Source organism: Pseudomonas sp. D4-21, assembly GCF_051132125.1.
In the GTDB taxonomy this organism is placed as follows: Bacteria; Pseudomonadota; Gammaproteobacteria; order Pseudomonadales; family Pseudomonadaceae; genus Aquipseudomonas.
In genome coordinates this window covers 1633544-1655913 of record NZ_CP071664.1, presented here as the reverse complement: position 1 = coordinate 1655913, position 22370 = coordinate 1633544, and the positions used below count along the sequence as shown (strand labels likewise).

Annotated in this window: 19 protein-coding genes; 4 read left to right on the top strand and 15 right to left on the bottom strand. The window is 59.4% G+C overall.

Annotation, left to right across the window (positions count from 1 at the left end):
- Nucleotides 1-312 precede the first annotated feature (312 nt).
- The 9 genes from sucD to sdhC form a co-directional block, all read right to left on the bottom strand.
- Entirely contained in the window at nt 313-1197 is an 885-nt protein-coding gene (sucD, locus tag J3Q04_RS07440) for a succinate--CoA ligase subunit alpha (RefSeq protein WP_039594137.1), read from the bottom strand.
- Complete coding sequence (gene sucC, locus J3Q04_RS07435; protein WP_003179235.1) at nt 1197-2363, bottom strand: ADP-forming succinate--CoA ligase subunit beta; 1167 nt, start codon at nt 2361-2363, stop codon at nt 1197-1199. Before sucC ends, sucD begins: the two co-directional genes overlap by 1 nt.
- Before the next feature lie 197 nt (nt 2364-2560).
- Nucleotides 2561-3997, bottom strand: a complete 1437-nt coding sequence (gene lpdA / locus J3Q04_RS07430) for a dihydrolipoyl dehydrogenase (protein ID WP_434607172.1) — start codon at nt 3995-3997, stop codon at nt 2561-2563.
- A gap of 111 nt (nt 3998-4108) precedes the next feature.
- Nucleotides 4109-5332: a 2-oxoglutarate dehydrogenase complex dihydrolipoyllysine-residue succinyltransferase gene (odhB, locus tag J3Q04_RS07425; RefSeq protein ID WP_420766933.1), complete on the bottom strand. Its 1224-nt coding sequence runs from the start codon at nt 5330-5332 to the stop codon at nt 4109-4111.
- Between the two features lie 42 nt (nt 5333-5374).
- Nucleotides 5375-8206 (bottom strand): 2-oxoglutarate dehydrogenase E1 component, encoded by a 2832-nt coding sequence (locus tag J3Q04_RS07420; protein WP_420766934.1) that lies wholly within the window; start codon nt 8204-8206, stop codon nt 5375-5377.
- Nucleotides 8207-8468: 262 nt separating this feature from the next.
- The gene (locus J3Q04_RS07415) at nt 8469-9173 is read right to left on the bottom strand and encodes a succinate dehydrogenase iron-sulfur subunit (protein WP_039594133.1); all 705 of its coding nucleotides are present in this window, start codon (nt 9171-9173) and stop codon (nt 8469-8471) included.
- 11 nt (nt 9174-9184) lie between these two features.
- On the bottom strand, nt 9185-10957 hold the full coding sequence (gene sdhA / locus J3Q04_RS07410) for a succinate dehydrogenase flavoprotein subunit (protein ID WP_039594132.1): 1773 nt from the start codon (nt 10955-10957) through the stop codon (nt 9185-9187).
- 3 nt (nt 10958-10960) lie between these two features.
- Nucleotides 10961-11329, bottom strand: coding sequence for a succinate dehydrogenase, hydrophobic membrane anchor protein (sdhD, locus tag J3Q04_RS07405; protein WP_003179222.1), 369 nt, complete (start codon nt 11327-11329; stop codon nt 10961-10963).
- Nucleotides 11323-11697 carry a succinate dehydrogenase, cytochrome b556 subunit gene (sdhC, locus tag J3Q04_RS07400; protein ID WP_024780620.1) on the bottom strand — a complete coding sequence of 125 codons (375 nt, stop codon included), beginning with the start codon at nt 11695-11697 and terminating at the stop codon, nt 11323-11325. The genes sdhD and sdhC overlap by 7 nt, the downstream gene beginning before the upstream one ends.
- Before the next feature lie 365 nt (nt 11698-12062).
- Here sdhC and gltA point away from each other — a divergent pair, with 365 nt between their 5' ends.
- On the top strand, nt 12063-13352 hold the full coding sequence (gene gltA / locus J3Q04_RS07395) for a citrate synthase (protein ID WP_003172803.1): 1290 nt from the start codon (nt 12063-12065) through the stop codon (nt 13350-13352).
- A 277-nt stretch (nt 13353-13629) separates the two neighbouring features.
- Here gltA and J3Q04_RS07390 read toward each other — a convergent pair whose 3' ends face one another.
- The 3 genes from J3Q04_RS07390 to J3Q04_RS07380 all read right to left on the bottom strand — a co-directional run bounded on the left by J3Q04_RS07390 (nt 13630) and on the right by J3Q04_RS07380 (nt 16767).
- A complete protein-coding gene (locus J3Q04_RS07390; protein WP_434607175.1) occupies nt 13630-15288 on the bottom strand; it encodes a cation acetate symporter in 1659 nt (552 codons plus the stop codon).
- Entirely contained in the window at nt 15285-15596 is a 312-nt protein-coding gene (locus J3Q04_RS07385; protein WP_420766938.1) for a DUF485 domain-containing protein, read from the bottom strand. Before J3Q04_RS07385 ends, J3Q04_RS07390 begins: the two co-directional genes overlap by 4 nt.
- A gap of 316 nt (nt 15597-15912) precedes the next feature.
- On the bottom strand, nt 15913-16767 hold the full coding sequence (locus J3Q04_RS07380) for a glycine betaine ABC transporter substrate-binding protein (protein ID WP_420766939.1): 855 nt from the start codon (nt 16765-16767) through the stop codon (nt 15913-15915).
- A gap of 427 nt (nt 16768-17194) precedes the next feature.
- Here J3Q04_RS07380 and J3Q04_RS07375 point away from each other — a divergent pair, with 427 nt between their 5' ends.
- Both J3Q04_RS07375 and J3Q04_RS07370 read left to right on the top strand, forming a co-directional pair.
- Complete coding sequence (locus J3Q04_RS07375) at nt 17195-18493, top strand: serine/threonine protein kinase (RefSeq protein WP_420766940.1); 1299 nt, start codon at nt 17195-17197, stop codon at nt 18491-18493.
- On the top strand, nt 18486-19274 hold the full coding sequence (locus J3Q04_RS07370) for an MlaA family lipoprotein (RefSeq protein WP_434607178.1): 789 nt from the start codon (nt 18486-18488) through the stop codon (nt 19272-19274). The genes J3Q04_RS07375 and J3Q04_RS07370 overlap by 8 nt, the downstream gene beginning before the upstream one ends.
- Before the next feature lie 129 nt (nt 19275-19403).
- On the opposite strand, the gene J3Q04_RS07365 is transcribed toward J3Q04_RS07370, so the two are convergent.
- The gene (locus J3Q04_RS07365) at nt 19404-20318 is read right to left on the bottom strand and encodes a DUF808 domain-containing protein (protein WP_420766942.1); all 915 of its coding nucleotides are present in this window, start codon (nt 20316-20318) and stop codon (nt 19404-19406) included.
- 131 nt (nt 20319-20449) lie between these two features.
- On the opposite strand from J3Q04_RS07365, the gene J3Q04_RS07360 reads away from it, so the two are divergent.
- Nucleotides 20450-21058, top strand: a complete 609-nt coding sequence (locus J3Q04_RS07360) for a TetR/AcrR family transcriptional regulator (protein ID WP_420766943.1) — start codon at nt 20450-20452, stop codon at nt 21056-21058.
- Between the two features lie 138 nt (nt 21059-21196).
- Here J3Q04_RS07360 and J3Q04_RS07355 read toward each other — a convergent pair whose 3' ends face one another.
- Complete coding sequence (locus J3Q04_RS07355) at nt 21197-21655, bottom strand: REP-associated tyrosine transposase (protein ID WP_434607181.1); 459 nt, start codon at nt 21653-21655, stop codon at nt 21197-21199.
- Between the two features lie 210 nt (nt 21656-21865).
- Nucleotides 21866-22300, bottom strand: coding sequence for a GlcG/HbpS family heme-binding protein (locus J3Q04_RS07350; RefSeq protein WP_434607183.1), 435 nt, complete (start codon nt 22298-22300; stop codon nt 21866-21868).
- Nucleotides 22301-22370: the final 70 nt, after the last annotated feature.

Below are 22370 nucleotides of genomic sequence, written 5' to 3'. Positions count from 1 at the left end.
GAATCGGAATTTAGAGAGGGATTTCCCTGAAGGGTGAGGGAAATGCTGCCGATCCGTATGGGATCGACCCGTTGAGCGCATCGCCGCCTTGTGGGCCGCGGTCGCAAAATTGGCCGCCAGACTAACGAATTTGGCGGAAAAACGCACTGTTACAGGGCGAACTATCCGATACACGACGTTTCTGTGTCGCGTTTACGTATCTTTTTTCCGACTAACCGGGTTCGCACTAGAGCAAACGCGATCCAATGCCAGAAACGACAAAGGCCACCCGAAGGTGGCCTTTGTTGCTGAAACAAAAAAGTCCGCCGAAGCTTACTTCTTCATTTCCCAGCCAGTCAGCTCGGCCAGGGCCTTGCCGATGTCTGCCAGCGAACGCACGGTTTTCACGCCTGCGTCTTGCAGCGCAGCGAACTTCTCGTCTGCAGTGCCTTTGCCGCCAGAGATGATTGCGCCAGCATGGCCCATGCGCTTGCCCGGAGGAGCAGTCACACCAGCAATGTAGGAAACAACCGGCTTGGTCACGTTGGCCTTGATGTAGGCTGCGGCTTCTTCTTCAGCGGAACCGCCGATCTCACCGATCATGACGATCGCTTCGGTCTTCGGGTCTTCCTGGAACAGCTTCAGGATGTCGATGAAGTTGGAGCCTGGGATCGGGTCACCGCCGATGCCGACGCAAGTCGACTGACCGAAACCGGCGTCAGTGGTCTGCTTCACGGCTTCGTAAGTCAGGGTACCGGAACGGGAAACGATACCGACCTTGCCTGGCAAGTGAATGTGACCTGGCATGATGCCGATCTTGCATTCGCCTGGAGTGATCACGCCTGGGCAGTTAGGGCCGATCAGGGTGATACCCAGTTCGTCGCACTTGACCTTGGCTTCCAGCATGTCGATGGTCGGGATGCCTTCGGTGATGCAAACGATCAGCTTGATGCCGCCGAACGCTGCTTCAAGGATGGAGTCCTTGCAGAAAGGAGCTGGAACGTAGATCACGCTGGCGGTGGCGCCAGTGGCCGCTACGGCGTCTTTCACGGTGTTGAAGACAGGCAGGCCCAGGTGTTCGGTGCCGCCCTTGCCCGGAGTTACGCCGCCAACCATCTGGGTGCCGTACTCGATGGCTTGCTGGGTGTGGAAACTACCTTGCGAACCGGTAATGCCCTGGCAGATAACCTTGGTGTCTTTGTTGATCAGGACGCTCATTATTTGCCCTCCGCAGCTTTAACGACTTGTTGAGCAGCGTCGGTCAGGCTGGTAGCAGCGATGATGTTCAAACCGCTTTCTGCCAGTACTTTAGCGCCCAGCTCAGCGTTGTTGCCTTCGAGGCGAACAACAACCGGGATTTTCACGCCGACTTCTTTCACGGCGCCGATGATGCCTTCGGCAATCATGTCGCAACGAACGATGCCGCCGAAGATGTTGACCAGTACTGCAGCGACGTTGGTGTCGGACAGGATGATCTTGAACGCTTCGGTAACGCGTTCCTTGGTAGCACCGCCGCCCACGTCGAGGAAGTTGGCTGGCTTGCCGCCGTGCAGGTTGACGATGTCCATGGTACCCATGGCCAGGCCGGCACCGTTGACCATGCAGCCGATGTTGCCTTCCAGGGCTACGTAGTTCAGTTCGAACTTGGCAGCGTGCGCTTCGCGCGGATCGTCTTGCGACGGATCGTGGAAAGTCTTCAGCTTAGGCTGACGGTACATGGCGTTGGCGTCGATGTTGATCTTGGCATCGAGGCAGTGCAGATCGCCGTCGGCCTTGATCACCAGCGGGTTCACTTCCAGCAGTGCCAGGTCGTGGTCCTGGAACAGCTTGGCCAGGCCTACGAAGATCTTGGCGAACTGAGTGACCTGCTTACCTTCCAGGCCCAGCTGGAATGCCAGCTCGCGACCCTGGAACGGCTGTGCGCCAACAAGTGGATCGATGGTGGCCTTGAGGATTTTCTCAGGGGTGTCGTGAGCGATTTTCTCGATGTCCACGCCACCTTCGGTGGAAGCCATGAACACGATGCGGCGGCTCGAACGGTCAACGACAGCGCCCAGGTACAGCTCTTTAGCGATATCAGTGCACGATTCAACCAGGATCTTGGTGACTGGCTGACCGTTGGCGTCGGTCTGGTAGGTCACCAGACGCTTGCCCAGCCACTGCTGTGCGAAGGCTTTGGCGTCTTCTTTGCTGCGAACCAGCTTGACGCCGCCCGCTTTACCGCGACCACCGGCGTGAACCTGGGCTTTGACGACCCATTCGCTGCCGCCGATTTTGTCGCAAGCTTCTGCTGCCGCTTCCGGGGTGTCTACAGCGTAGCCGGTGGATACTGGCAGGCCGTACTCAGCGAACAGCTGCTTACCCTGATACTCGTGAAGATTCATGCTTATTACCGTCTTCGTTAGGTACTGCGCATTCGGTGCTGCACCGTTGTGGTGCCGCACCACCTGTGACTGCTGCTTGCGTAGCGCTCCGGTCAACCGGCGCTGCTACGCAAGACTGCGTCCAGCGGACATTCCGCGGTGAGTCTTGCGCGCAAGGCTCACGACGGGCCGATACCGCCGTGGTTTCTTATTATCTATTAACGCTTCTTGCGGTTGGCCACGTGGATGGCGCCGCCATTCACAGCCAGGGCCGCTTCGTGCAAGGCTTCGGACAGGGTCGGATGGGAGAAGACCATCATGCCCAGGTCCTCGGCGCTGGTGCCGAATTCCATACCGATCGCGCCTTGCTGGACCAGCTCGGCAGCGCTTGGGCCGATGACGTGAACGCCCAATACGCGATCCGTCTTGGCATCGGCGATGACTTTCACGAAACCACCGGTATCGTTGGCTGCCATGGCACGGCCACTGGCGGCGAACGGGAAGGTGCCGACGTTAACTTCAACGCCTTCGGCTTTCAAGGCCTGCTCGGTTTTACCAACCCATGCGATTTCCGGGTGGGTGTAGATAACCGATGGGATCAGGTCGTAGTTCATCTGGGCCTTGTGGCCCTTGATGCGCTCGACGACCATGATGCCTTCTTCGGAAGCCTTGTGGGCCAGCATCATGCCGCGAACCACGTCACCGATGGCGAAGACGCCCGGTACGGCGGTTGCGCAATGGTCATCGACCGCGATGAAACCGCGCTCGTCGATTTCCACGCCGCAATCGGCGGACAGCAGGTCGGTGGTCACTGGACGACGGCCGACGGCCACGATCAGCTTGTCAAAGGTGATGGTCTGTTCGCCGTTGGCGTCGGTGTAGTTCACCACGACTTCGTCGCCGTTGACCTTGGAGCCGGTCACGCGGGCGCCCAGTTTGATGTCCAGGCCTTGCTTGGTCAGGGTCTTCAGCGCTTCCTTGGAAACCGCGGCGTCGGCGGCCATCAGGAAGGTGTCGAGGGCTTCGAGCACGGTCACTTCAGCGCCCAGGCGCGACCATACCGAACCCAGCTCGAGGCCGATCACGCCAGCGCCGATCACGCCCAGGCGTTTTGGCACGGTCTGGAATTCCAGGGCGCCGGTGGAATCGACGATCACGTTCTGGTCGACTGGAGCAGGCGGGATATCGATCGGACGCGAGCCCGGCGCCAGGATGACGTTTTCGGCTTCGATCAGTTCAACCGAGCCGTCCGGCTTGGTCACTTCGACTTTCTTGCCCAGCAGCAGTTTGCCGTGGCCTTCGATGGAGGTCACGCCGTTGGCCTTGAACAGGGTGGCGACACCGCTGGTCAGGTTCTTGACGATGCCAGCCTTGCGGCCAACCATCGCGGCGACGTCCATTTTCACTTCACCGGTAGAGATACCGTGAACGTTGAAGCTGTCTTTCGCTTCCTTGTATTTCCAGGAGCTGTCCAGCAGCGCCTTGGAAGGAATGCAACCGACGTTCAGGCAAGTACCGCCCAAGGCCTGTTTGCCTTCCTTGTCGGTGTATTTCTCGATGCAGGCAGTGGTAAGGCCCAGTTGCGCAGCCTTGATGGCCGCTACGTAGCCACCAGGGCCCGCACCAATCACTACCACGTCGAATTTCTGAGTCATGAGTCATTCCTTTTCGAATCAAACCGGACGATCACTTGTGATGACCGTCGAGGGACGAAACCGGTTGTTTCAGCAAGAGGCCGGTCGACAGACCGGCCCTCGCGGCGAAAATCAGATATCCAGCAGCAGACGAGCCGGGTCTTCAAGCAGGTTCTTGATGGTTACCAAAAACGTCACGGCTTCTTTGCCGTCGATCAGGCGGTGATCGTAGGACAGAGCCAGGTACATCATCGGACGAATCACGACCTGACCGTTGATCGCCATCGGACGCTGCAGGATGTTGTGCATGCCCAGGATAGCCGCTTGCGGCGGGTTGACGATCGGGGTCGACATCATCGAACCGAATGTACCACCGTTGGTGATGGTGAACGTACCGCCGGTCATCTCTTCGATGGACAGCTTGCCGTCACGGGCCTTCTTGCCGAAGGTAGCGATGCCGCCTTCGATTTCGGCCAGGCTCATCAGCTCGGCGTTGCGCAGGACCGGAACCACCAGGCCACGGTCGCTGGAGACCGCAACACCGATGTCGGCGTAGCCGTGGTAGACGATGTCGGAACCGTCGATCGACGCGTTGACGGCCGGGAAGCGTTTCAGCGCTTCGGTGGCAGCCTTGACGAAGAACGACATGAAGCCCAGGCGTACGCCGTTGTGGGACTTCTCGAACAGGTCCTTGTACTTCGAACGCAGGGCCATGACTTCGGTCATGTCGACTTCGTTGAACGTGGTCAGCATCGCCATGTTCGACTGGGCTTCAACCAGGCGCTCGGCAACCTTGGCACGCAGGCGGGTCATCGGAACGCGTTTTTCAACGCGGTCACCGGCAGCGAACACTGGCGCGGAAGCGGCAGGCGCGGCTGGCTTGGCCGGGGCAGCGGCTGGAGCGGCTTTCTTGGCGGCAACGGCTGCAACCACATCTTCCTTGGTCACGCGACCGCCTTTGCCGGTACCGGCAACGGAAGCGATGTTGATGCCGTTTTCTTCAGCCAGCTTGCGAGCGGCCGGAGCGGCGACTGGATCGTCTTCGCCCGAGGCAGCAGGCGCGTCGGCTTGAGCAGCAGCCGGTGCGGCAGCGGCGGCTGGAGCGGCGGCGGCGGCACCGCCCTCTTCGATGGAGCCCAGGACTTCAGCGGACAGCACGGTGTCGCCTTCGTTCTTGACGATAGCGCCCAGGACGCCGTCAGCTTCGGCCAATACTTCCAACACGACCTTGTCGGTTTCGATGTCGACGATCAGTTCGTCGCGCTTGACCGCGTCGCCCGGTTTTTTGTGCCAGGTGGCAATGGTGCCATCGGCAACCGATTCCGGGAAAGTGGGGGCTTTGATCTCGATAGCCATTATCTGTGGTTCCTTAAATTCGGTTTCAGGTGCGCGAAGGCATTAAACGGTAAAGGCATCTTGCAGCAGTTTTTCCTGCTGCTCGGCGTGCATCGATGCATAACCACAAGCAGGTGCCGCAGACGCATCACGGCCGGCATATTCAAGGCCCAGGGCCTTGTTATGGTTGCCGATGCTGCGACGCAGGTGATGCTGGCTGCTGTACCACGCGCCTTGGTTCATCGGTTCTTCCTGACACCACACCACATGGGTGAGGTTGGTGTAAGGCGCGATGGCCTCCATCAGGTCCTCTTCCGGGAACGGGTAAAGCTGCTCGATACGCACGATGGCGATGTCTTCGCGGCCTTCGGCACGACGTTTTTCCAGCAGGTCGTAGTAGACCTTGCCGCTGCACAGGATCAGGCGAGTCACCTTCGCTGCGTCCAGGGTATCGATTTCCGAAATGACGGTCTGGAACGAGCCTTCGGCCAGGTCTTCGAGCGTGGAAATCGCCAGTTTGTGACGCAGCAACGACTTCGGTGTCAGCACGATCAGCGGCTTGCGCAGCGGACGGATGACCTGACGACGCAGCAGGTGGTAGATCTGCGCCGGGGTCGTTGGTACGCAAACCTGGACGTTGTGCTCGGCGCACAGTTGCAGGTAACGCTCCAGACGCGCCGAAGAGTGCTCCGGCCCCTGCCCTTCATAACCGTGTGGCAACAGCATGGTCAGGCCGCAGAGACGACCCCACTTGTGCTCGCCGCTGGTGATGAACTGGTCGACAACCACCTGGGCACCGTTGGCGAAGTCGCCGAACTGGGCTTCCCAGATCACCAGCGCATTCGGCTCGGTGGTGGAATAGCCATATTCGAACGCCAGGACGGCTTCTTCGGACAGCAGCGAATCGTACAGGTCGAAACGTGGCTGGCCCTTGTACAGGTGTTGCAGCGGGATGTAGGTGCTGGCGTCTTTCTGGTTGTGCAGCGCCGCGTGACGGTGCGAGAAAGTGCCGCGACCTACGTCCTGGCCGGTGATGCGAATCGGGTGACCTTCGAACGCCAGGGTCGCGTACGCCATGGTTTCGGCGTAACCCCAGTTGATCGGCAGGCCGCCGGCTTGCATCTTCTGCCGGTCTTCGTAGATCTTCGCGACCTGACGCTGGACCACAAAGCCTTCCGGGATTTCCAGCAGCTTGGCGGACAGTTCCTGCAAGGTCTTGAGATCGAAGCGCGTGTCGTGACGAGCGGTCCAGGCGTGGCCCAGGTAAGGACGCCAGTCCACGAACAGTTCCTTGTTCGGTTCCTTGACCAGGCTCTTCACAACGTGCAGGCCGTTATCCAGGGCGTTGCGATATTCATCGACTTTTTCCTGGACGCGCTCGGCATCCAGAACACCGCTCTGGGTCAGGCGCTCGGCGTACAGCTCACGAGTGGTGCGCTGCTTGGCGATCTGCTGGTACATCAGCGGCTGGGTGCCGCTTGGCTCGTCGGCCTCGTTGTGGCCGCGACGACGGTAGCAGACCAGGTCGATCACCACGTCGCGCTTGTACTGCATGCGGTAGTCGATGGCCAGCTGGGTCACGAACAGCACGGCTTCCGGGTCATCGCCATTCACATGGAGAATCGGCGCCTGGATCATTTTCGCGACGTCGGTTGCGTACTCGGTGGAACGCGAGTCCAGCGGGTTGCTGATGGTGAAACCGACCTGGTTGTTGATGACGATGTGAACCGTACCACCGGTCTTGAAACCGCGGGTCTGGGACATCTGGAAGGTTTCCATGACCACGCCTTGACCGGCGAATGCCGCGTCACCGTGGATGGAAATTGGCAATACCTTCTCACCGGTCGGATCGTTGCGACGATCCTGGCGCGCACGGACGGAACCCTCGACCACCGGGGAAACGATTTCCAGGTGGGACGGGTTGAACGCCATGGCCAAGTGGACTTCGCCACCTGTGGTCATCACGTTGGACGAGAAGCCCTGGTGATACTTCACGTCACCGGAACCCAGCTCGACCTTCTTCTTGCCTTCGAACTCGTCGAACAGCTCGCGTGGGTTCTTGCCGAAAGTGTTGACCAGTACGTTCAGACGGCCACGGTGGGCCATGCCGATAACGACTTCCTTGGTGCCGTAGGAACCGGAGCGCTGGATCAGCTCGTCCAGCATCGGAATCAGGCTTTCGCCGCCTTCCAGGCCGAAACGCTTGGTGCCTGGGTATTTGGTGCCCAGGTATTTTTCCAAGCCTTCACCGGCGGTGACGCGCTCGAGCAAGTGGCTCTTGATGTCGGCGGAGTACGTCGGACGGCCACGAACGCTTTCCAGACGCTGCTGGAACCACTGGCGCTGCTCGGAATCGGTGATGTGCGTGAATTCAGCGCCGATGGTGCGGCAATATGTCTGCTGCAACGCTTCGTGAATTTCGCGTAGGCTCGCTTCCTCTTTGCCGATGAACAGGTCGCCGGCACGGAAGGTCGTATCAAGATCGGCATTGGTCAAGCCGTAATGAGTGATCGACAGGTCTGCAGGAGCAGGACGCTGCCACAGCCCCAGCGGGTCCAGCTGGGCTGCCTGGTGGCCACGCATCCGGTAGGCCTGGATCAGTCGCAGCACTTCAACTTGCTTCTTCTCATGCTCGGAGCTCACGCTGCCGGCAGAAACCGGTTGAGCGCGGCGCTGGTTCTTTGCCAGCAGCACGAAATGATCGCGAATCGTCGAGTGCGAAACATCGGTGGCAGAGTTACCGTCAGCCGGCAACTTCTGAAAGTAGGTGCGCCATTCTTCTGGCACAGCGTTAGGGTCGTGCAGGTAGAGCTCGTAGAGCTCTTCCACATAGGCAGCGTTACCACCGGAGAGGTGGGCACTGTTCCACATGCGCTGCATCACGCTTTCTTGCATGCTTGGTCACCCTCGATTAGGGGAACACCACCGGCGAAAACACCGAGCAAACTTGCAGAAGTCCGAGTGCAGCGACTAAAACAAGCCACTTAGGATCACGCTGATAGTCCGGGTACCAGCCCGGATGCCCCTGCTTGTCTCATTTCTTCAAAATAAGAACGACCGCTTTGTGAGCGGCTGTTCTGGTTATAGCCAGGACGTGGGTTGAAGCCCACGCCCTCGCCTCTACGGGTACAGCGGTTCTACGGGTACAGCAGCTGAATCACACGCCGTTTTGCAGCAGCATGTTACGTACGTGACCGATGGCCTTAGTCGGGTTCAGGCCTTTCGGGCAGACGTTGACGCAGTTCATGATCCCGCGGCAGCGGAATACGCTGAACGGGTCATCCAGTGCGGCCAGACGTTCGGACGTCTTGGTGTCACGGCTGTCTGCCAGGAAGCGGTACGCTTGCAGCAGGGCGGCCGGGCCCAGGAATTTGTCCGGGTTCCACCAGAAGGATGGGCACGAGGTCGAGCAGCAAGCGCACAGGATGCACTCGTACAGACCGTCGAGCTTTTCACGCTCTTCAGGGGACTGCAGACGCTCGATGGCCGGAGCCGGCGTGTCGTTCTGCAGGAATGGCTTCACCTTCTCGTATTGCTTGTAGAAGATGCTCATATCGACGACCAGGTCACGGATGACCGGCAAACCTGGCAGCGGACGAACGATCAGCTTGTTGCCCTTGACCACAGCCGACAGCGGCGTGATGCAGGCCAAGCCGTTCTTGCCGTTGATGTTCATGCCATCGGAGCCACAAACGCCCTCGCGGCACGAGCGACGATAGGAAAAACCTTCGTCCTGCTCTTTGATCAAGGCCAGCACGTCCAGCACCATCAGGTCTTTACCACCGGTATCGACCTGGAAGTCCTGCATGAACGGCGCGGCGTCCTGATCAGGGTTGTAGCGATAAACACTGACTTGCAACATAGCGGTCACCCTTAATAAGTCCGGACTTTTGGTTCGAAAGTCGGAACAGTCTTCGGCGAGAAGTTCACGGCACGCTTGGCGACGCGTTTTTCACCTGGGAAGTACAAGGTGTGGCACAGCCAGTTTTCGTCGTCACGGTCTTCGAAGTCTTCGCGGGCGTGGGCACCACGGGACTCTTTGCGCACTTCTGCGGCGATGGCGGTGGCTTCGGCCACTTCCAGCAGGTTCTGCAGCTCCAGCGCTTCGATACGCGCAGTGTTGAACGCCTGCGACTTATCGTTGATCTTCACGTTGGCGATTCGTTCACGCAATTGTGCGAGCTGGGCAATACCCTTCTGCATGTACTCGCCGGTACGGAACACACCGAAGTAGTTCTGCATGCAGCTTTGCAGCTCGCGGCGCAGGGTGGCGACGTCTTCGCCTTCGGTGCGCTCGTTGAGGCCAGCCAGACGCTTTAGGGCCACGTCGATGTCGGTGTCGCTGGCGTCGCGGTATTCGATACCGTCGGTCAGCGCTTTTTCCAGGTGCAGGCCGGCAGCGCGGCCGAACACCACCAGGTCGAGCAGCGAGTTGCCGCCCAGGCGGTTGGCACCGTGTACCGATACGCAAGCCACTTCACCCACGGCGAACAAGCCAGGGATGATTTCGTCCACGCCTTCGGCGTTCTGAGTGATTGCCTGGCCATGAATGTTGGTGGCAACGCCGCCCATCATATAGTGGCACGTTGGAACCACTGGAACCGGCGCAACGACTGGGTCGACGTGAGCGAAGGTCTTCGACAGCTCGCAGATACCTGGCAGGCGGCTGTGCAGCACTTCCTCGCCAAGGTGGTCGAGCTTGAGCATCACGTGGTCGCCATTCGGGCCACAGCCGTTGCCGGCGATGATCTCTTTAACCATCGAACGAGCCACGACGTCGCGACCGGCAAGGTCCTTGGCGTTCGGAGCATAACGCTCCATGAAACGCTCGCCGTGCTTGTTGATCAGGTAACCGCCTTCACCACGGCAGCCTTCGGTGACCAGTACACCAGCGCCGGCGATGCCGGTCGGGTGGAACTGCCACATTTCGATGTCTTGCACCGGCACGCCAGCACGCAGGGCCATGCCAACGCCGTCACCGGTGTTGATCAGGGCGTTGGTGGTGGAGGCGTAGATACGGCCTGCACCGCCGGTCGCCAATACGGTGGCTTTCGAGCGGATGTAGGTGGTTTCGCCGGTTTCGATGCAGATCGCGATCACACCGACGAACGCGCCGTCCTGGTTTTTCACCAGGTCAACGGCGTAATACTCGTTCAGGAACGTGGTGCCGGCTTTCAGGTTGCCCTGATAAAGGGTGTGCAGCAGAGCGTGACCGGTACGGTCGGACGCCGCGCAAGTACGCGCCGCCTGGCCGCCCTTGCCGTAGTCCTTGGACTGACCACCGAACGGACGCTGGTAGATGCGGCCGGTTTCGGTACGCGAGAACGGCAGGCCCATGTGGTCCAGCTCGAACACAGCGGCCGGGCCTTCTTGACACATATATTCGATAGCGTCCTGGTCACCGATGTAGTCGGAACCCTTGACGGTATCGTACATGTGCCAGCGCCAGTCATCGTTCGGGTCGGCCGAAGCGATGGCGCAGGTGATGCCACCCTGGGCGGACACGGTATGCGAACGGGTCGGGAAAACCTTGGTGATCACGGCAGTCTTGTGACCGCCCTGTGCCAGTTGCAGCGCAGCGCGCATGCCGGCACCGCCACCACCAATGATGATGGCGTCGAAAGAAATCGTTGGAATGTTAGCCATGAATCAGATACCCCAGAGAATCTGCACACCCCAGACGAAGTAAGCGAACATCGCAACGCCGCATACTGCCTGGAAGAGGAAACGTACGGCAGTCGCCGACTTGCCGAACGCCATCTGCGTCAGGTAGTCGGTCGCGATGGTCCACATGCCGACCCAGGCGTGGGCGCCCAGTGCGACAAGTGCCAGCAGACTGAAGATACGCATCCAGTTGTTTGCAAACAGTTCATGCCATTGGGCGTAGCCCAGGCCGGGGTTGGCGACTACATATCCAATCAGAAAGATGAAATAAGCCGCGAGAACGACCGCAGACACACGCTGCGCCATCCAGTCATACAGGCCAGAACGCGAGAGGTTCGTGACGTTGGTTACCATATCCAGACTCCTGCCAGAACGATTACCACCACCGAAACGGCGATAACGATTTTCGAGCCCAGCTTGCCGCCTTCCAGCGTCTCACCGATGCCCATGTCCATGATCAAGTGGCGCACACCGGCGACCAAGTGATACAGCAAGGCGGACAGGATGCCCCAAATCACTAGCTTGGCTAGCGGACTGGTCAGACACGCTTTCACCTGACCGAAGCCTTCTTCCGAATCGAGCGACTTGTCCAATGCATAAAGCATGATGGCCAGGCTGACGAAGAGGATGACACCGGAAATACGGTGAAGAATGGACGTGTAAGCAGTGACTGGGAGTTTGATGGTCCTTAGGTCTAGGTTTACAGGTCGTTGGCTTTTCACGGCTTTTTTTTCACACTGAAGAGCCCCTAACAATCAGGGCAAAGTTGTTGGGGCGCGCACTGGTCAGGTACTCACCACCCAGGGAGTGACGACCCCCAAGAAAGCAGGCCCAAAAGCCCCTGGCGGTCGGTGGCCGAGTATAGACAGTTAGGCTACTAATGACAACGCGTTCACCTTCCCCTAATAGCGCATTGCACATATGAGGCAAAAGGCGTAAACGGCAGGCAATTTCGCGGAAAAAGTCCGGTTAAAGCCTTCTGGAGCAAGACTTTAGGCAAATTGACATTCGGATTTATCTCACTATAGTGGTGCGGGCCCTGCGTGGGGGGTCTGTCTGATGATTCCAAGCATTAATAGGAGGCCACATGGCTGACAAAAAAGCGCAGTTGATCATCGAGGGCGCAGCCCCCGTCGAGCTGCCCATTTTAACCGGCACCGTTGGTCCCGATGTAATCGACGTACGGGGCCTGACGGCCACGGGCCGTTTCACCTTTGACCCAGGTTTCATGTCGACCGCCTCGTGCGAATCGAAAATCACCTATATCGACGGCGACAACGGCATCCTGCTGCACCGCGGCTACCCGATCGAGCAACTGGCTGAAAAATCGGACTACCTGGAAACCTGCTACCTGCTGCTCAACGGCGAATTGCCGACCGCAGAGCAAAAGGCCCAGTTCGTCAGCACCGTGAAGAACCACACCATGGTTCATGAACAGTTGAAGACCTTCTTCAACGGCTTCCGTCGCGATGCCCACCCGATGGCCGTCATGTGCGGCGTTGTCGGTGCCCTCTCGGCCTTCTACCACGACTCCCTGGACATCAATAACCCCCAGCATCGCGAAATCTCCGCGATCCGCCTGGTGGCGAAGATGCCGACCCTGGCAGCCATGGTCTACAAGTACTCCATGGGCCAGCCCATGATGTACCCGCGCAACGACCTGACCTATGCAGAGAACTTCCTGCATATGATGTTCAACACCCCGTGCGAGATCAAACCGATCAGCCCGGTGCTCGCCAAGGCCATGGACCGGATCTTCATCCTCCACGCCGACCACGAGCAGAACGCCTCCACGTCCACCGTGCGCCTGGCCGGTTCGTCGGGTGCCAACCCGTTCGCCTGTATCGCCGCCGGTATCGCCGCGCTCTGGGGCCCTGCCCACGGCGGTGCGAACGAAGCGGTACTGACCATGCTCGATGAAATCGGCGATGTCTCCAACATCGACAAGTTCATCGCCAAGGCCAAGGACAAGAACGATCCGTTCAAGCTGATGGGCTTCGGTCACCGGGTCTACAAGAACCGCGACCCACGCGCCACCGTCATGAAGCAGACCTGCGACGAAGTGCTCAAGGAACTGGGGATCAAGAACGATCCGCAACTCGAACTGGCCATGCGCCTGGAAGAGATCGCCCTGACCGACCCGTACTTCATCGAGCGCTCGCTCTACCCGAACGTCGACTTCTACTCGGGGATCATCCTCAAGGCGATCGGCATTCCAACCAGCATGTTCACCGTGATCTTCGCCCTGGCGCGGACCGTGGGCTGGATCTCCCACTGGAAGGAAATGCTCTCCAGCCCGTACAAGATCGGCCGCCCACGCCAGCTGTACACCGGCTACGAGTCGCGTGACATCACCAAGCTGGAAGACCGCAAGTAAGACCTGCCTTGCGATAGGTCCCAAGCTGCACTGAAACAGCCCCCGCTTCTTATATAAGAGCGGGGGCTGTTTTGTTTATGCCTCTTTTAATCTGATCCGGTAACTGCATTGGCAGACCCGGCGCCATCGCGAGCAAGCTCGCTCTCATAGGATGAACGTGCTCCAGTGTGGGAGCGAGCTTGCTCGCGATGGGGGCAGGTCTGCCTTCCATAAACCTTACACAAAAAAATACCCCAGCCTCTCGACCGGGGTATTTCTTCAAACACTTACCTCTGCATCAGTGGTTCACCGCCCCACTCGCCCCCAGGCCAGTCTGCGAACGCACGAACTGCGGGAAGAACAGCGCCCGCTCGTTGACGCCTTCGGCCGACTTGTCGGTAACGGAGAAGAACCAGATGCCAACGAACGCGATGATCATCGAGAACAGCGCAGGGTATTCGTACGGGAAGATCGCCTTCTCGTGACCCATGATCTGTACCCAGATGGTCGGGCCGAGCACCATCAGGCCCACGGCACTGATCAGGCCCAGCCAGCCACCGACCATGGCGCCACGGGTGGTCAGCTTCTTCCAGTACATCGAAAGCAGCAGCACCGGGAAGTTGCAGCTTGCCGCGATGGAGAACGCCAGGCCCACCATGAACGCGATGTTTTGCTTCTCGAACAGGATGCCCAGGCCGATCGCCAGCACTGCCAGGGCAATGGTGGTGATCTTCGAGACGCGAATCTCGTCCTTCTCGTTGGCCTTGCCCTTCTTGATCACGCTGGCATACAGGTCATGGGACACCGCCGAAGCACCGGCCAGGGTCAGGCCCGCTACCACCGCCAGGATGGTCGCGAACGCCACCGCCGAGATGAAGCCCAGGAAGATGCTGCCGCCAACCGCGTTGGACAGGTGCACCGCCGCCATGTTGTTGCCGCCCAGCAAGGCACCCGCCGCGTCCTTGAAGGCCGGGTTGGTGCTGACCAGCAGGATCGCGCCGAAGCCGATGATGAAGGTCAGGATGTAGAAGTAGCCGATGAAGCCAGTGGCATACAGCACGCTCTTGCGAGCTTCCTTGGCGTCGCTCACGGTGAAGAAGCGCATCAGGATGTGTGGCAGGCCAGCGGTACCGAACATCAGCGCCAGGCCAAGGGAGAAGGCCGAGATCGGATCCTTCACCAAGCCGCCGGGGCTCATGATCGCCTCGCCTTTAGGGTGAACCTTGACCGCTTCGGCGAAGAGCATGTTGAAATCGAAGTTGACGTGCTTCATCACCATCAGGGCCATGAACGACGCACCCGACAGCAACAGCACCGCCTTGATGATCTGCACCCAGGTCGTCGCCAGCATGCCGCCGAACAGTACATAGAGGCACATCAGGATGCCGACCAGGATCACCGCAACGTGGTAGTCCAGGCCGAACAGCAGCTGGATCAGCTTGCCGGCACCGACCATTTGCGCGATCAGGTAGAACGCCACCACCACCAGCGAGCCGCTGGCGGACAAGGTGCGGATCTGGGTTTGCCCGAGGCGATAGGACGCCACGTCGGCAAAGGTGTATTTACCCAGGTTACGCAGGCGCTCTGCGATCAGGAACAGGATGATTGGCCAGCCCACCAGGAAGCCGATGGAGTAGATCAGGCCATCGTAGCCGGAGGTGAATACCAGTGCGGAAATCCCAAGAAAGGACGCCGCCGACATGTAGTCGCCCGCAATCGCCAGGCCGTTCTGAAAGCCGGTGATCTTGCCGCCGGCCGCATAGTAGTCGGCCGCCGAGTTGTTTTTCTTGGAAGCCCAGTAGGTGATGTACAGGGTCGCGCCCACGAAGGCCACGAACATCAAGATAGCCGGGACGTTGAGGGGTTGTCTCTGCACGGCGCCGGTCAGGGCATCAGCCGCCCAGGCACCCGGTGCAAATGCTGCAATGCTCAAAAGAGCCAGTAGACGCCGGATCATTGCTGAGCCTCCTTGAGAATCGCATTGTTCAGGTCGTCGAATTCGCCGTTGGCGCGTCGCACGTAGATGCCGGTCAGGACGAAGGCCGACAGAATCAAGCCAATCCCGATAGGGATACCCCAGGTGATGGTCGACTCGGGCGACATCTTGGCCCCGAGAATATGCGGCCCATAGGCGATCAGAAGAATGAAGCCGGAATACAGCCCTAGCATGATCGCCGAGAGAATCCAGGCGAACTTCTCTCGCTTTTTCACCAGCTCCTTGAAGCGCGGGCTGTTTTGAATCGAGAGGTAAATGCTGTCGTTCATTGTTTTTATCCTCGCAGCACAGATTTATTTGGTACCGCTCTACTCTATGCGGCTGAAGGCCAGGTTCCAGACGACCTTAGTATTAGAACGACATGACGGTTGCGCCAGTTTGCCGCACATTTCCATAATCACCCTCCTGTGGGAGCGAGCTTGCTCGCGATAGCGGTGTGTCTGCTTGCATCTCTGTTGAATATTGCGTCGTCATCGCGAGCAAGCTCGCTCCCACAGTGTTTTGAGGAGAATCCAGGAATCGCGGGCACAAAAAAGCCGCATGACACAACGTCATGCGGCTTTTGGAACAGTCAAACCAGGCCGATTACTTGCCGGTCCACTCCTTCACGCGGTCCGGGTGCTTGGCGACCCAATCCTTGGCGGCGGCGTCCGGCTTGGCGCCTTCCTGGATCGCCAGCATGACTTCGCCGATTTCGTCTTTCGAGGCCCACTGGAACTTCTTCAGGAATTCGGCCACTTCTGGCGCCTTGGTGCCCAATTCCTTGCTGCCGATGCTGTTCACGGTTTCAGCCGCGCCGTAGACGCCTTTCGGGTCGTCCAGGAAGCGCAGTTTCCACTTGGCGAACATCCAGTGCGGCACCCAACCGGTGACGGCGATGGACTCGTTCTTTTTCTCGGCACGGGTCAGCTCGGCGATCATGCCGGCGCCGGAACTGGCCTTGAGTTGATAGCCGGTCAGGTCGTAGTCCTTGATGGCCTGGTCGGTCTTGAGCATTACGCCTGAACCGGCGTCGATGCCAACGATGCGCTTCTTGAAGGAGTCATCGGTCTTCAGGTCTTCGAGCGACTTGGCCTTGACATACTCCGGTACGATCAGGCCGATCTTCGCGTCCTTGAAGTTTGGACCGTAGTCGACGACCTGGTCTTTGTTCTTCGTCCAGTAATCGCCGTGGGTCACCGGCAGCCAGGCCGACAGCATCGCATCGAGCTTGCCGGTGGCAACGCCCTGCCACATGATCCCGGTCGCGACAGCCTGCAACTTCACATCGTAGCCAAGTTTTTGCTTGATCACTTCGGCGGCCACGTGAGTGGTCGCAACGCTGTCGGACCAACCGTCAACGTAGCCAATGCTCAGGGTTTTGGTTTCGGCGCTGGCCAAGGTGGAGCTGATCGCCAGTACCAGTGCGGCACCTGCGCCCAAGAGTCGTCGCATCTTCATCGTTACTTCCCCGAAAGTGCTGCGCCCGGCGGATGCCGAGCGGCTTCAACGTATTGTTATGGTGCCCAGCGCCCCCATCACGCTCGCCTGCAAACCGCTCCGAACGCCAGTGGAGTACTGACCGACTGATCATCAACCTGCGCCGATCTGGAACCTGCTCTGTCTGCGACGCCGAAGCAGCGAGAAACGACATCAGAAAGCCAGCAACCCATCTAACCGGTTTAGCAGGGTCATTTTCGCCCAAACTTTGCATGCCAGTACCAGGAAGCTGGCGGCTCCACTAGCCGCCTCGACGCTCCAACGTGTATTGTCCCGCTACTGTCGCGCCTCGCACGCGCTTGTTTTGCAGCCGTCATGGCACTTGGCTTCACTTCGATGGTCATAGGCTGCGAACCTCATTCGGCACCTTCCTCTAAGGGATCCAGTCATGCTCCGTTCCTTGCGCTTCGCTGCCCTCCTCGGCGGCCTTATCCTGAGTGCGTCCGCGCTGGCGGTGGATGTCGACGCCGCCAGCTATGGCTACCCCCTGACCAACCCGTTCGAGGCGACGATCGCGACAACGCCGCCAGACCTTAGACCGGAACTGCCGCTGAACGAAGACATCGACCAGGCGGACTACAACGTCACCCTGCGCCCCGAACGGGAGTTCATCCTGCCGGACAATTTCTGGCCGGTGAAAAGCCTCACCTACCGCATGGCCACCCAGGACAAACCGGCGCCGCTGATCTTCCTGATCGCCGGCACCGGCGCGCGGTATGACAGCACGCTCAACGAATACCTCAAGCGCCTCTATTACAAGGCCGGTTACCACGTGGTGCAGCTGTCTTCGCCCACCAGCTTCGACTTCATGAGCGCCGCTTCGCGCTTCGCCACACCGGGCATCACCAAGGAGGATGCCGAAGACATGTATCGAGTGATGCAGGCCGTGCGCGCGCAAAATCCAAAAGTGCCCGTGACCGAGTACTACCTGACCGGCTACAGCCTCGGCGCACTGGACGCAGCGTTCGTCGCGCACCTGGACGAAACCCGACGCAGCTTCAACTTCAAGAAAGTGCTGCTGCTCAACCCACCGGTGAACCTCTATACCTCGATCACCAACCTGGACAAGCTGGTCCAGACCGAGGTCAAGGGCATCAACAGCACCACCACGTTCTATGAACTGGTCCTGAACAAGCTGACCCGCTACTTCCAGCAAAAAGGCTACATCGACCTCAACGATGCGCTGCTCTACGATTTTCAGCAGTCCAAGCAGCACTTGAGCAACGAGCAGATGGCGATGCTGATCGGCACGTCGTTCCGTTTCTCGGCGGCCGACATCGCCTTCACTTCGGATTTGATCAATCGTCGCGGCCTCATCACCCCGCCCAAGTTTCCGATCACCGAGAGCACCAGCCTGACGCCCTTCCTCAAGCGCGCGCTGCAATGCGACTTCGATTGTTATCTCACCGAGCAGGTGATCCCGATGTGGCGAGCACGCACTGACGGCGGCAGCCTGCTGCAACTGGTTGACCAGGTCAGTCTCTATGCACTGAAGGATTACTTGCAGGCCAGCCCGAAGATCGCGGTCATGCACAACGCCGACGATGTGATCCTCGGCCCGGGTGACCTGGGCTTCCTGCGCAAGACCTTTGGTGATCGCCTGACGGTCTACCCGCTGGGCGGCCATTGCGGCAACCTTAACTATCGCGTCAACAGCGACGCCATGCTGGAGTTCTTCCGTGGCTAAATACCTCCTGCTGATCGCCGCGTTAATGAGCGCGGGCATGGTCCACGCCGATAACAGCAAGGCCGACGCGCCTGTGGTGGTGGACTCGGACGGCTTCAAGGAGCCGCTGACCAAACTCAAGTTCAACCCGGGCCTGGATCAACGGGAATTCGAACGCTCGACGCTCAACGCGCTGAACGTCTACGACCCGTTGGAATCCTGGAACCGACGCGTCTACCACTTCAATTACCGCTTCGACCAGTGGGTGTTCCTGCCCGTGGTCGACGGCTATCGCTACATCACCCCAACCTTTGTGCGCACCGGGGTCAGCAACTTCTTCAATAACCTGGGGGACGTGCCGAACCTGATGAACAGCCTGCTGCAATTCAAGGGCAAGCGTTCGATGGAAACCACGGCGCGGCTGCTACTCAACACCACCGTCGGCATCGCCGGCCTGTGGGACCCGGCCACCGCCATGGGCCTGCCGCGCCAGAGCGAAGACTTCGGCCAGACCCTTGGCTTCTACGGCGTACCGGGCGGCGCGTATTTCGTGCTGCCGATTTTCGGCCCTTCGAACCTGCGCGACACGTCGGGCTTGTTGGTGGACTACACGGCGGAATCGGCGATCAACTTCCTCAACGTGTCGGAGGTCAGCTCCAACCACCCGGAACTATTGTTGCTGCGCGGCGTGGACAGGCGCTACCAGACGAGCTTCCGCTACGGCCAGCTGAATTCGCCGTTCGAGTATGAAAAGGTGCGGTACGTGTATACCGAGTCGCGGAAGTTGCAGATCGCCGAGTAACGTTCGCCCCCAAAAAACACTGTGGGAGCGAGCCTGCTCGCGAAGGCGTCGTGTCAGTTTACGAATAGTCGTCTGACACGCCGCCTTCGCGAGCAGGCTCGCTCCCACAGTTGCTTAGTGTTGGCGGCCCTAGCCTTTCAGCGCTTTCCAGATTTTGCCCACGACGAGCACACCCGCCAACACCATCGCCCCCGCGACAATTCCCGCCACCGCATTGAGCAGCATTGGCACGATGAACCCGGCGCCACCGGCACTCGCGGCAACGCCTTCGATCCAGTGATGCACCGCCGGCACGCCATGGGTGAGGATGCCGCCGCCCACCAGGAACATCGCTGCCGTGCCGATCACCGACAGGCTTTTCATCATGTAAGGCGCTGCGCGCAGGATCGCCCCGCCAATGCTCTTGGCGGCCTGCCCTGGCTTCTGGGTCAGCCACAAGCCCAGGTCATCGAGCTTGACGATTCCCGCCACCAGGCCGTAGACGCCGACGGTCATGACAATGGCGATGCCCGACAGCACGATCACCTGCTGGGTCAACGGCGCATCGGCAACAGTGCCGAGAGTAATGGCGATGATCTCCGCCGAGAGGATGAAGTCGGTACGCACCGCGCCCTTGATCTTGTCCTTTTCGAAGGCGACCAGATCGACCGCTGGATCCGCCACCGCCTCGACCAGTTGCGCGTGCTCGGCCTGGTCCTCGGACTTGCTGTGAAGGAATTTGTGGGCGAGTTTTTCGAACCCTTCGAAACACAGGTAGGCGCCGCCGACCATCAACAGCGGCGTCACCAGCCAAGGGACGAAGGCACTGATGGCCAGCGCCGACGGCACCAGGATCAGCTTGTTGATAAAGGATCCCTTCGCCACCGCCCAGACCACTGGCAGCTCCCGCTCGGCACGCACGCCTGACACCTGCTGGGCATTGAGCGCCAGGTCATCGCCCAGCACGCCGGCGGTTTTCTTGGCGGCCATCTTGGTCATCAATGCCACATCGTCGAGCACGGTAGCGATGTCGTCGATCAAAACCAGCAAACTGCTTCCAGCCATGGGGGGCTCCTTGAACAAATAATGCTGCGAAGCATAGCGCGAGCCACGCATCCTAGGGGCATTCTTGAGCGTCGCGCGAGGCCGGTGCTACCATGCGCAACCGCCAGAACCGGCAAGGAAACCCAGGGTTTATGAGCACTATCCGCGAGCGCAACAAAGAACTGATCCTGCGTGCCGCCAGCGAAGAATTTGCCGACAAGGGCTTCGCCGCGACCAAAACCAGCGACATCGCGGCCAAGGCGGGCCTGCCCAAACCCAACGTCTACTACTATTTCAAGTCCAAGGAAAACCTCTATCGCGAGGTCCTGGAAAGCATCATCGAACCCATCCTCCAAGCCTCGACACCGTTCAACGCCGATGGCGAGCCGGGCGAAGTGCTGAGCCACTACATCCGCTCCAAGATCCGTATCTCACGCGACCTGCCCTTCGCCTCGAAAGTCTTCGCCAGCGAAATCATGCACGGCGCCCCGCACCTGAGCGCGGACCTGGTGGAACAGCTCAACGCCCAGGCCCGGCACAACATCGACTGCATCCAGACCTGGATCGACCGCGGCCAGATCGCCCCCCTCGACCCCAACCACCTGATGTTCAGCATCTGGGCCGCCACCCAGACCTACGCCGATTTCGACTGGCAGATCAGCGCCGTGACCGGCAAGGCCAAGCTGGATGAAGCGGATTACGAAGCGGCGGCGCAGACGATTATCCGGTTGGTTTTGAAGGGGTGTGAGCTGGATCGCTAGCTAGGCTGGGGACCGAGTCGCCATTATCGCGAGCAGGCTCGCTCCCACACGAGACTCAGGTTGCTTGCAGATTCTTTTTTCACCACAAAACCCCTGTGGGAGCGAGCCTGCTCGCGAAGAAGGCAACTCGATATCCAGTCAAAGCCAAATGGCATCCCAGAGCGGATAGTCACCAAGCCTTTTCACCAACCCTGCCCGCAAGGGGTTGCAGATGACATAGCGAGCCATGAACACCAAATCTTCATCTCGCCGCAATGCCCGGTCATGAAACCCCTGCTGCCAAAGGCTGATTTTATTGTCCAAGCGTAGGTTTACCGCTTTGGTGCTCAATGATTTGGTCCGTTGCATCAACTCACTCAAAGATCCCTTGCGCAACTCGATCAGCCAATGGAAGTGGTCAGGCATGACCACCCAAGCCAATGAATCGGCCCAGCCTTGCTCCTGAGCTTTTCGAAATTGATCAACCACCAACCTGCCGAGGACAACGTCCTTGAAAACAGGCTCCCGCCCAAGTGTATTCGTGGTTAATAGGTAGATCCGATTGGACTCAGAATAGCGGCCGACGCGAAGCCGATGTGAAACAGATAAACCAGACATTCCATGTCCTTTTTTGGTTGAGTCTGGAGGAAGGCTAGCCCGCCGAATGACCAGGCGCAGTACCAACTTTTAGCTGGATGTGTCAGCAGGATTGCCTTCGCGAGCAGGCTCGCTCCCACAGGGTTCGTTGTTGACTCCGAAACTGCGAACAACCCAAATCCCTTGTGGGAGCGAGCCTGCTCGCGAAATGGCAGGCTCAGTCAGAGCAAATCAAGCCCCCGCATCCGCCCTCAACTGCACCGCCTCCACCGCCCTCACCGCCACCTGCTCATCCACATCCGAAACATCCCCACTCACCCCGATCGCCCCCAACACCCTGCCCTCCTGATCCCTGATCAACACCCCGCCCGGGGCCGGCACGATGTTGCTTTGGCCCAAGCCATTCAAAGCGGCAAAGAACGCTGGGCGTTGCTGGGCGTCCTGGGCGAGAAGCCGCGAGCCTTTGCCCAGGGCGATGGCCCCCCAGGCCTTGCCGATGGCGATCTGCGGGCGAAGCAGGCTGGCGCCGTCTTCGCGTTGCAAGGCAACCAGGTGCCCGCCGCTGTCCAGGACCGCGACGGTCAGGGGTGCGGCGCTTATTTCACGACCGATGGCAAGGGCTTGCCCAGCCAGGTCGAGGGCGATTTTCAAAGTCAGAGCGCTCATGGGTGCTGTCCTTCTTTTGTCATGGGAAAGCCTCGGGCTTCACTTTGCAGCAAAACCGAACCCCACAAAT

Excerpts from the sequence above, each read along its gene's own strand:
- sucD (WP_039594137.1), bottom strand. The coding sequence starts at position 1,197 with ATGAGCGTCCTGATCAACAAAGACACCAAGGTTATCTGCCAGGGCATT.
- sucC (WP_003179235.1), bottom strand. The coding sequence starts at position 2,363 with ATGAATCTTCACGAGTATCAGGGTAAGCAGCTGTTCGCTGAGTACGGC.
- lpdA (WP_434607172.1), bottom strand. The coding sequence starts at position 3,997 with ATGACTCAGAAATTCGACGTGGTAGTGATTGGTGCGGGCCCTGGTGGC.
- odhB (WP_420766933.1), bottom strand. The coding sequence starts at position 5,332 with ATGGCTATCGAGATCAAAGCCCCCACTTTCCCGGAATCGGTTGCCGAT.
- J3Q04_RS07420 (WP_420766934.1), bottom strand. The coding sequence starts at position 8,206 with ATGCAAGAAAGCGTGATGCAGCGCATGTGGAACAGTGCCCACCTCTCC.
- J3Q04_RS07415 (WP_039594133.1), bottom strand. The coding sequence starts at position 9,173 with ATGTTGCAAGTCAGTGTTTATCGCTACAACCCTGATCAGGACGCCGCG.
- sdhA (WP_039594132.1), bottom strand. The coding sequence starts at position 10,957 with ATGGCTAACATTCCAACGATTTCTTTCGACGCCATCATCATTGGTGGT.
- sdhD (WP_003179222.1), bottom strand. The coding sequence starts at position 11,329 with ATGGTAACCAACGTCACGAACCTCTCGCGTTCTGGCCTGTATGACTGG.
- gltA (WP_003172803.1), top strand. The coding sequence starts at position 12,063 with ATGGCTGACAAAAAAGCGCAGTTGATCATCGAGGGCGCAGCCCCCGTC.
- J3Q04_RS07390 (WP_434607175.1), bottom strand. The coding sequence starts at position 15,288 with ATGATCCGGCGTCTACTGGCTCTTTTGAGCATTGCAGCATTTGCACCG.
- J3Q04_RS07385 (WP_420766938.1), bottom strand. The coding sequence starts at position 15,596 with ATGAACGACAGCATTTACCTCTCGATTCAAAACAGCCCGCGCTTCAAG.
- J3Q04_RS07380 (WP_420766939.1), bottom strand. The coding sequence starts at position 16,767 with ATGAAGATGCGACGACTCTTGGGCGCAGGTGCCGCACTGGTACTGGCG.
- J3Q04_RS07375 (WP_420766940.1), top strand. The coding sequence starts at position 17,195 with ATGCTCCGTTCCTTGCGCTTCGCTGCCCTCCTCGGCGGCCTTATCCTG.
- J3Q04_RS07365 (WP_420766942.1), bottom strand. The coding sequence starts at position 20,318 with ATGGCTGGAAGCAGTTTGCTGGTTTTGATCGACGACATCGCTACCGTG.
- J3Q04_RS07360 (WP_420766943.1), top strand. The coding sequence starts at position 20,450 with ATGAGCACTATCCGCGAGCGCAACAAAGAACTGATCCTGCGTGCCGCC.
- J3Q04_RS07355 (WP_434607181.1), bottom strand. The coding sequence starts at position 21,655 with ATGTCTGGTTTATCTGTTTCACATCGGCTTCGCGTCGGCCGCTATTCT.
- J3Q04_RS07350 (WP_434607183.1), bottom strand. The coding sequence starts at position 22,300 with ATGAGCGCTCTGACTTTGAAAATCGCCCTCGACCTGGCTGGGCAAGCC.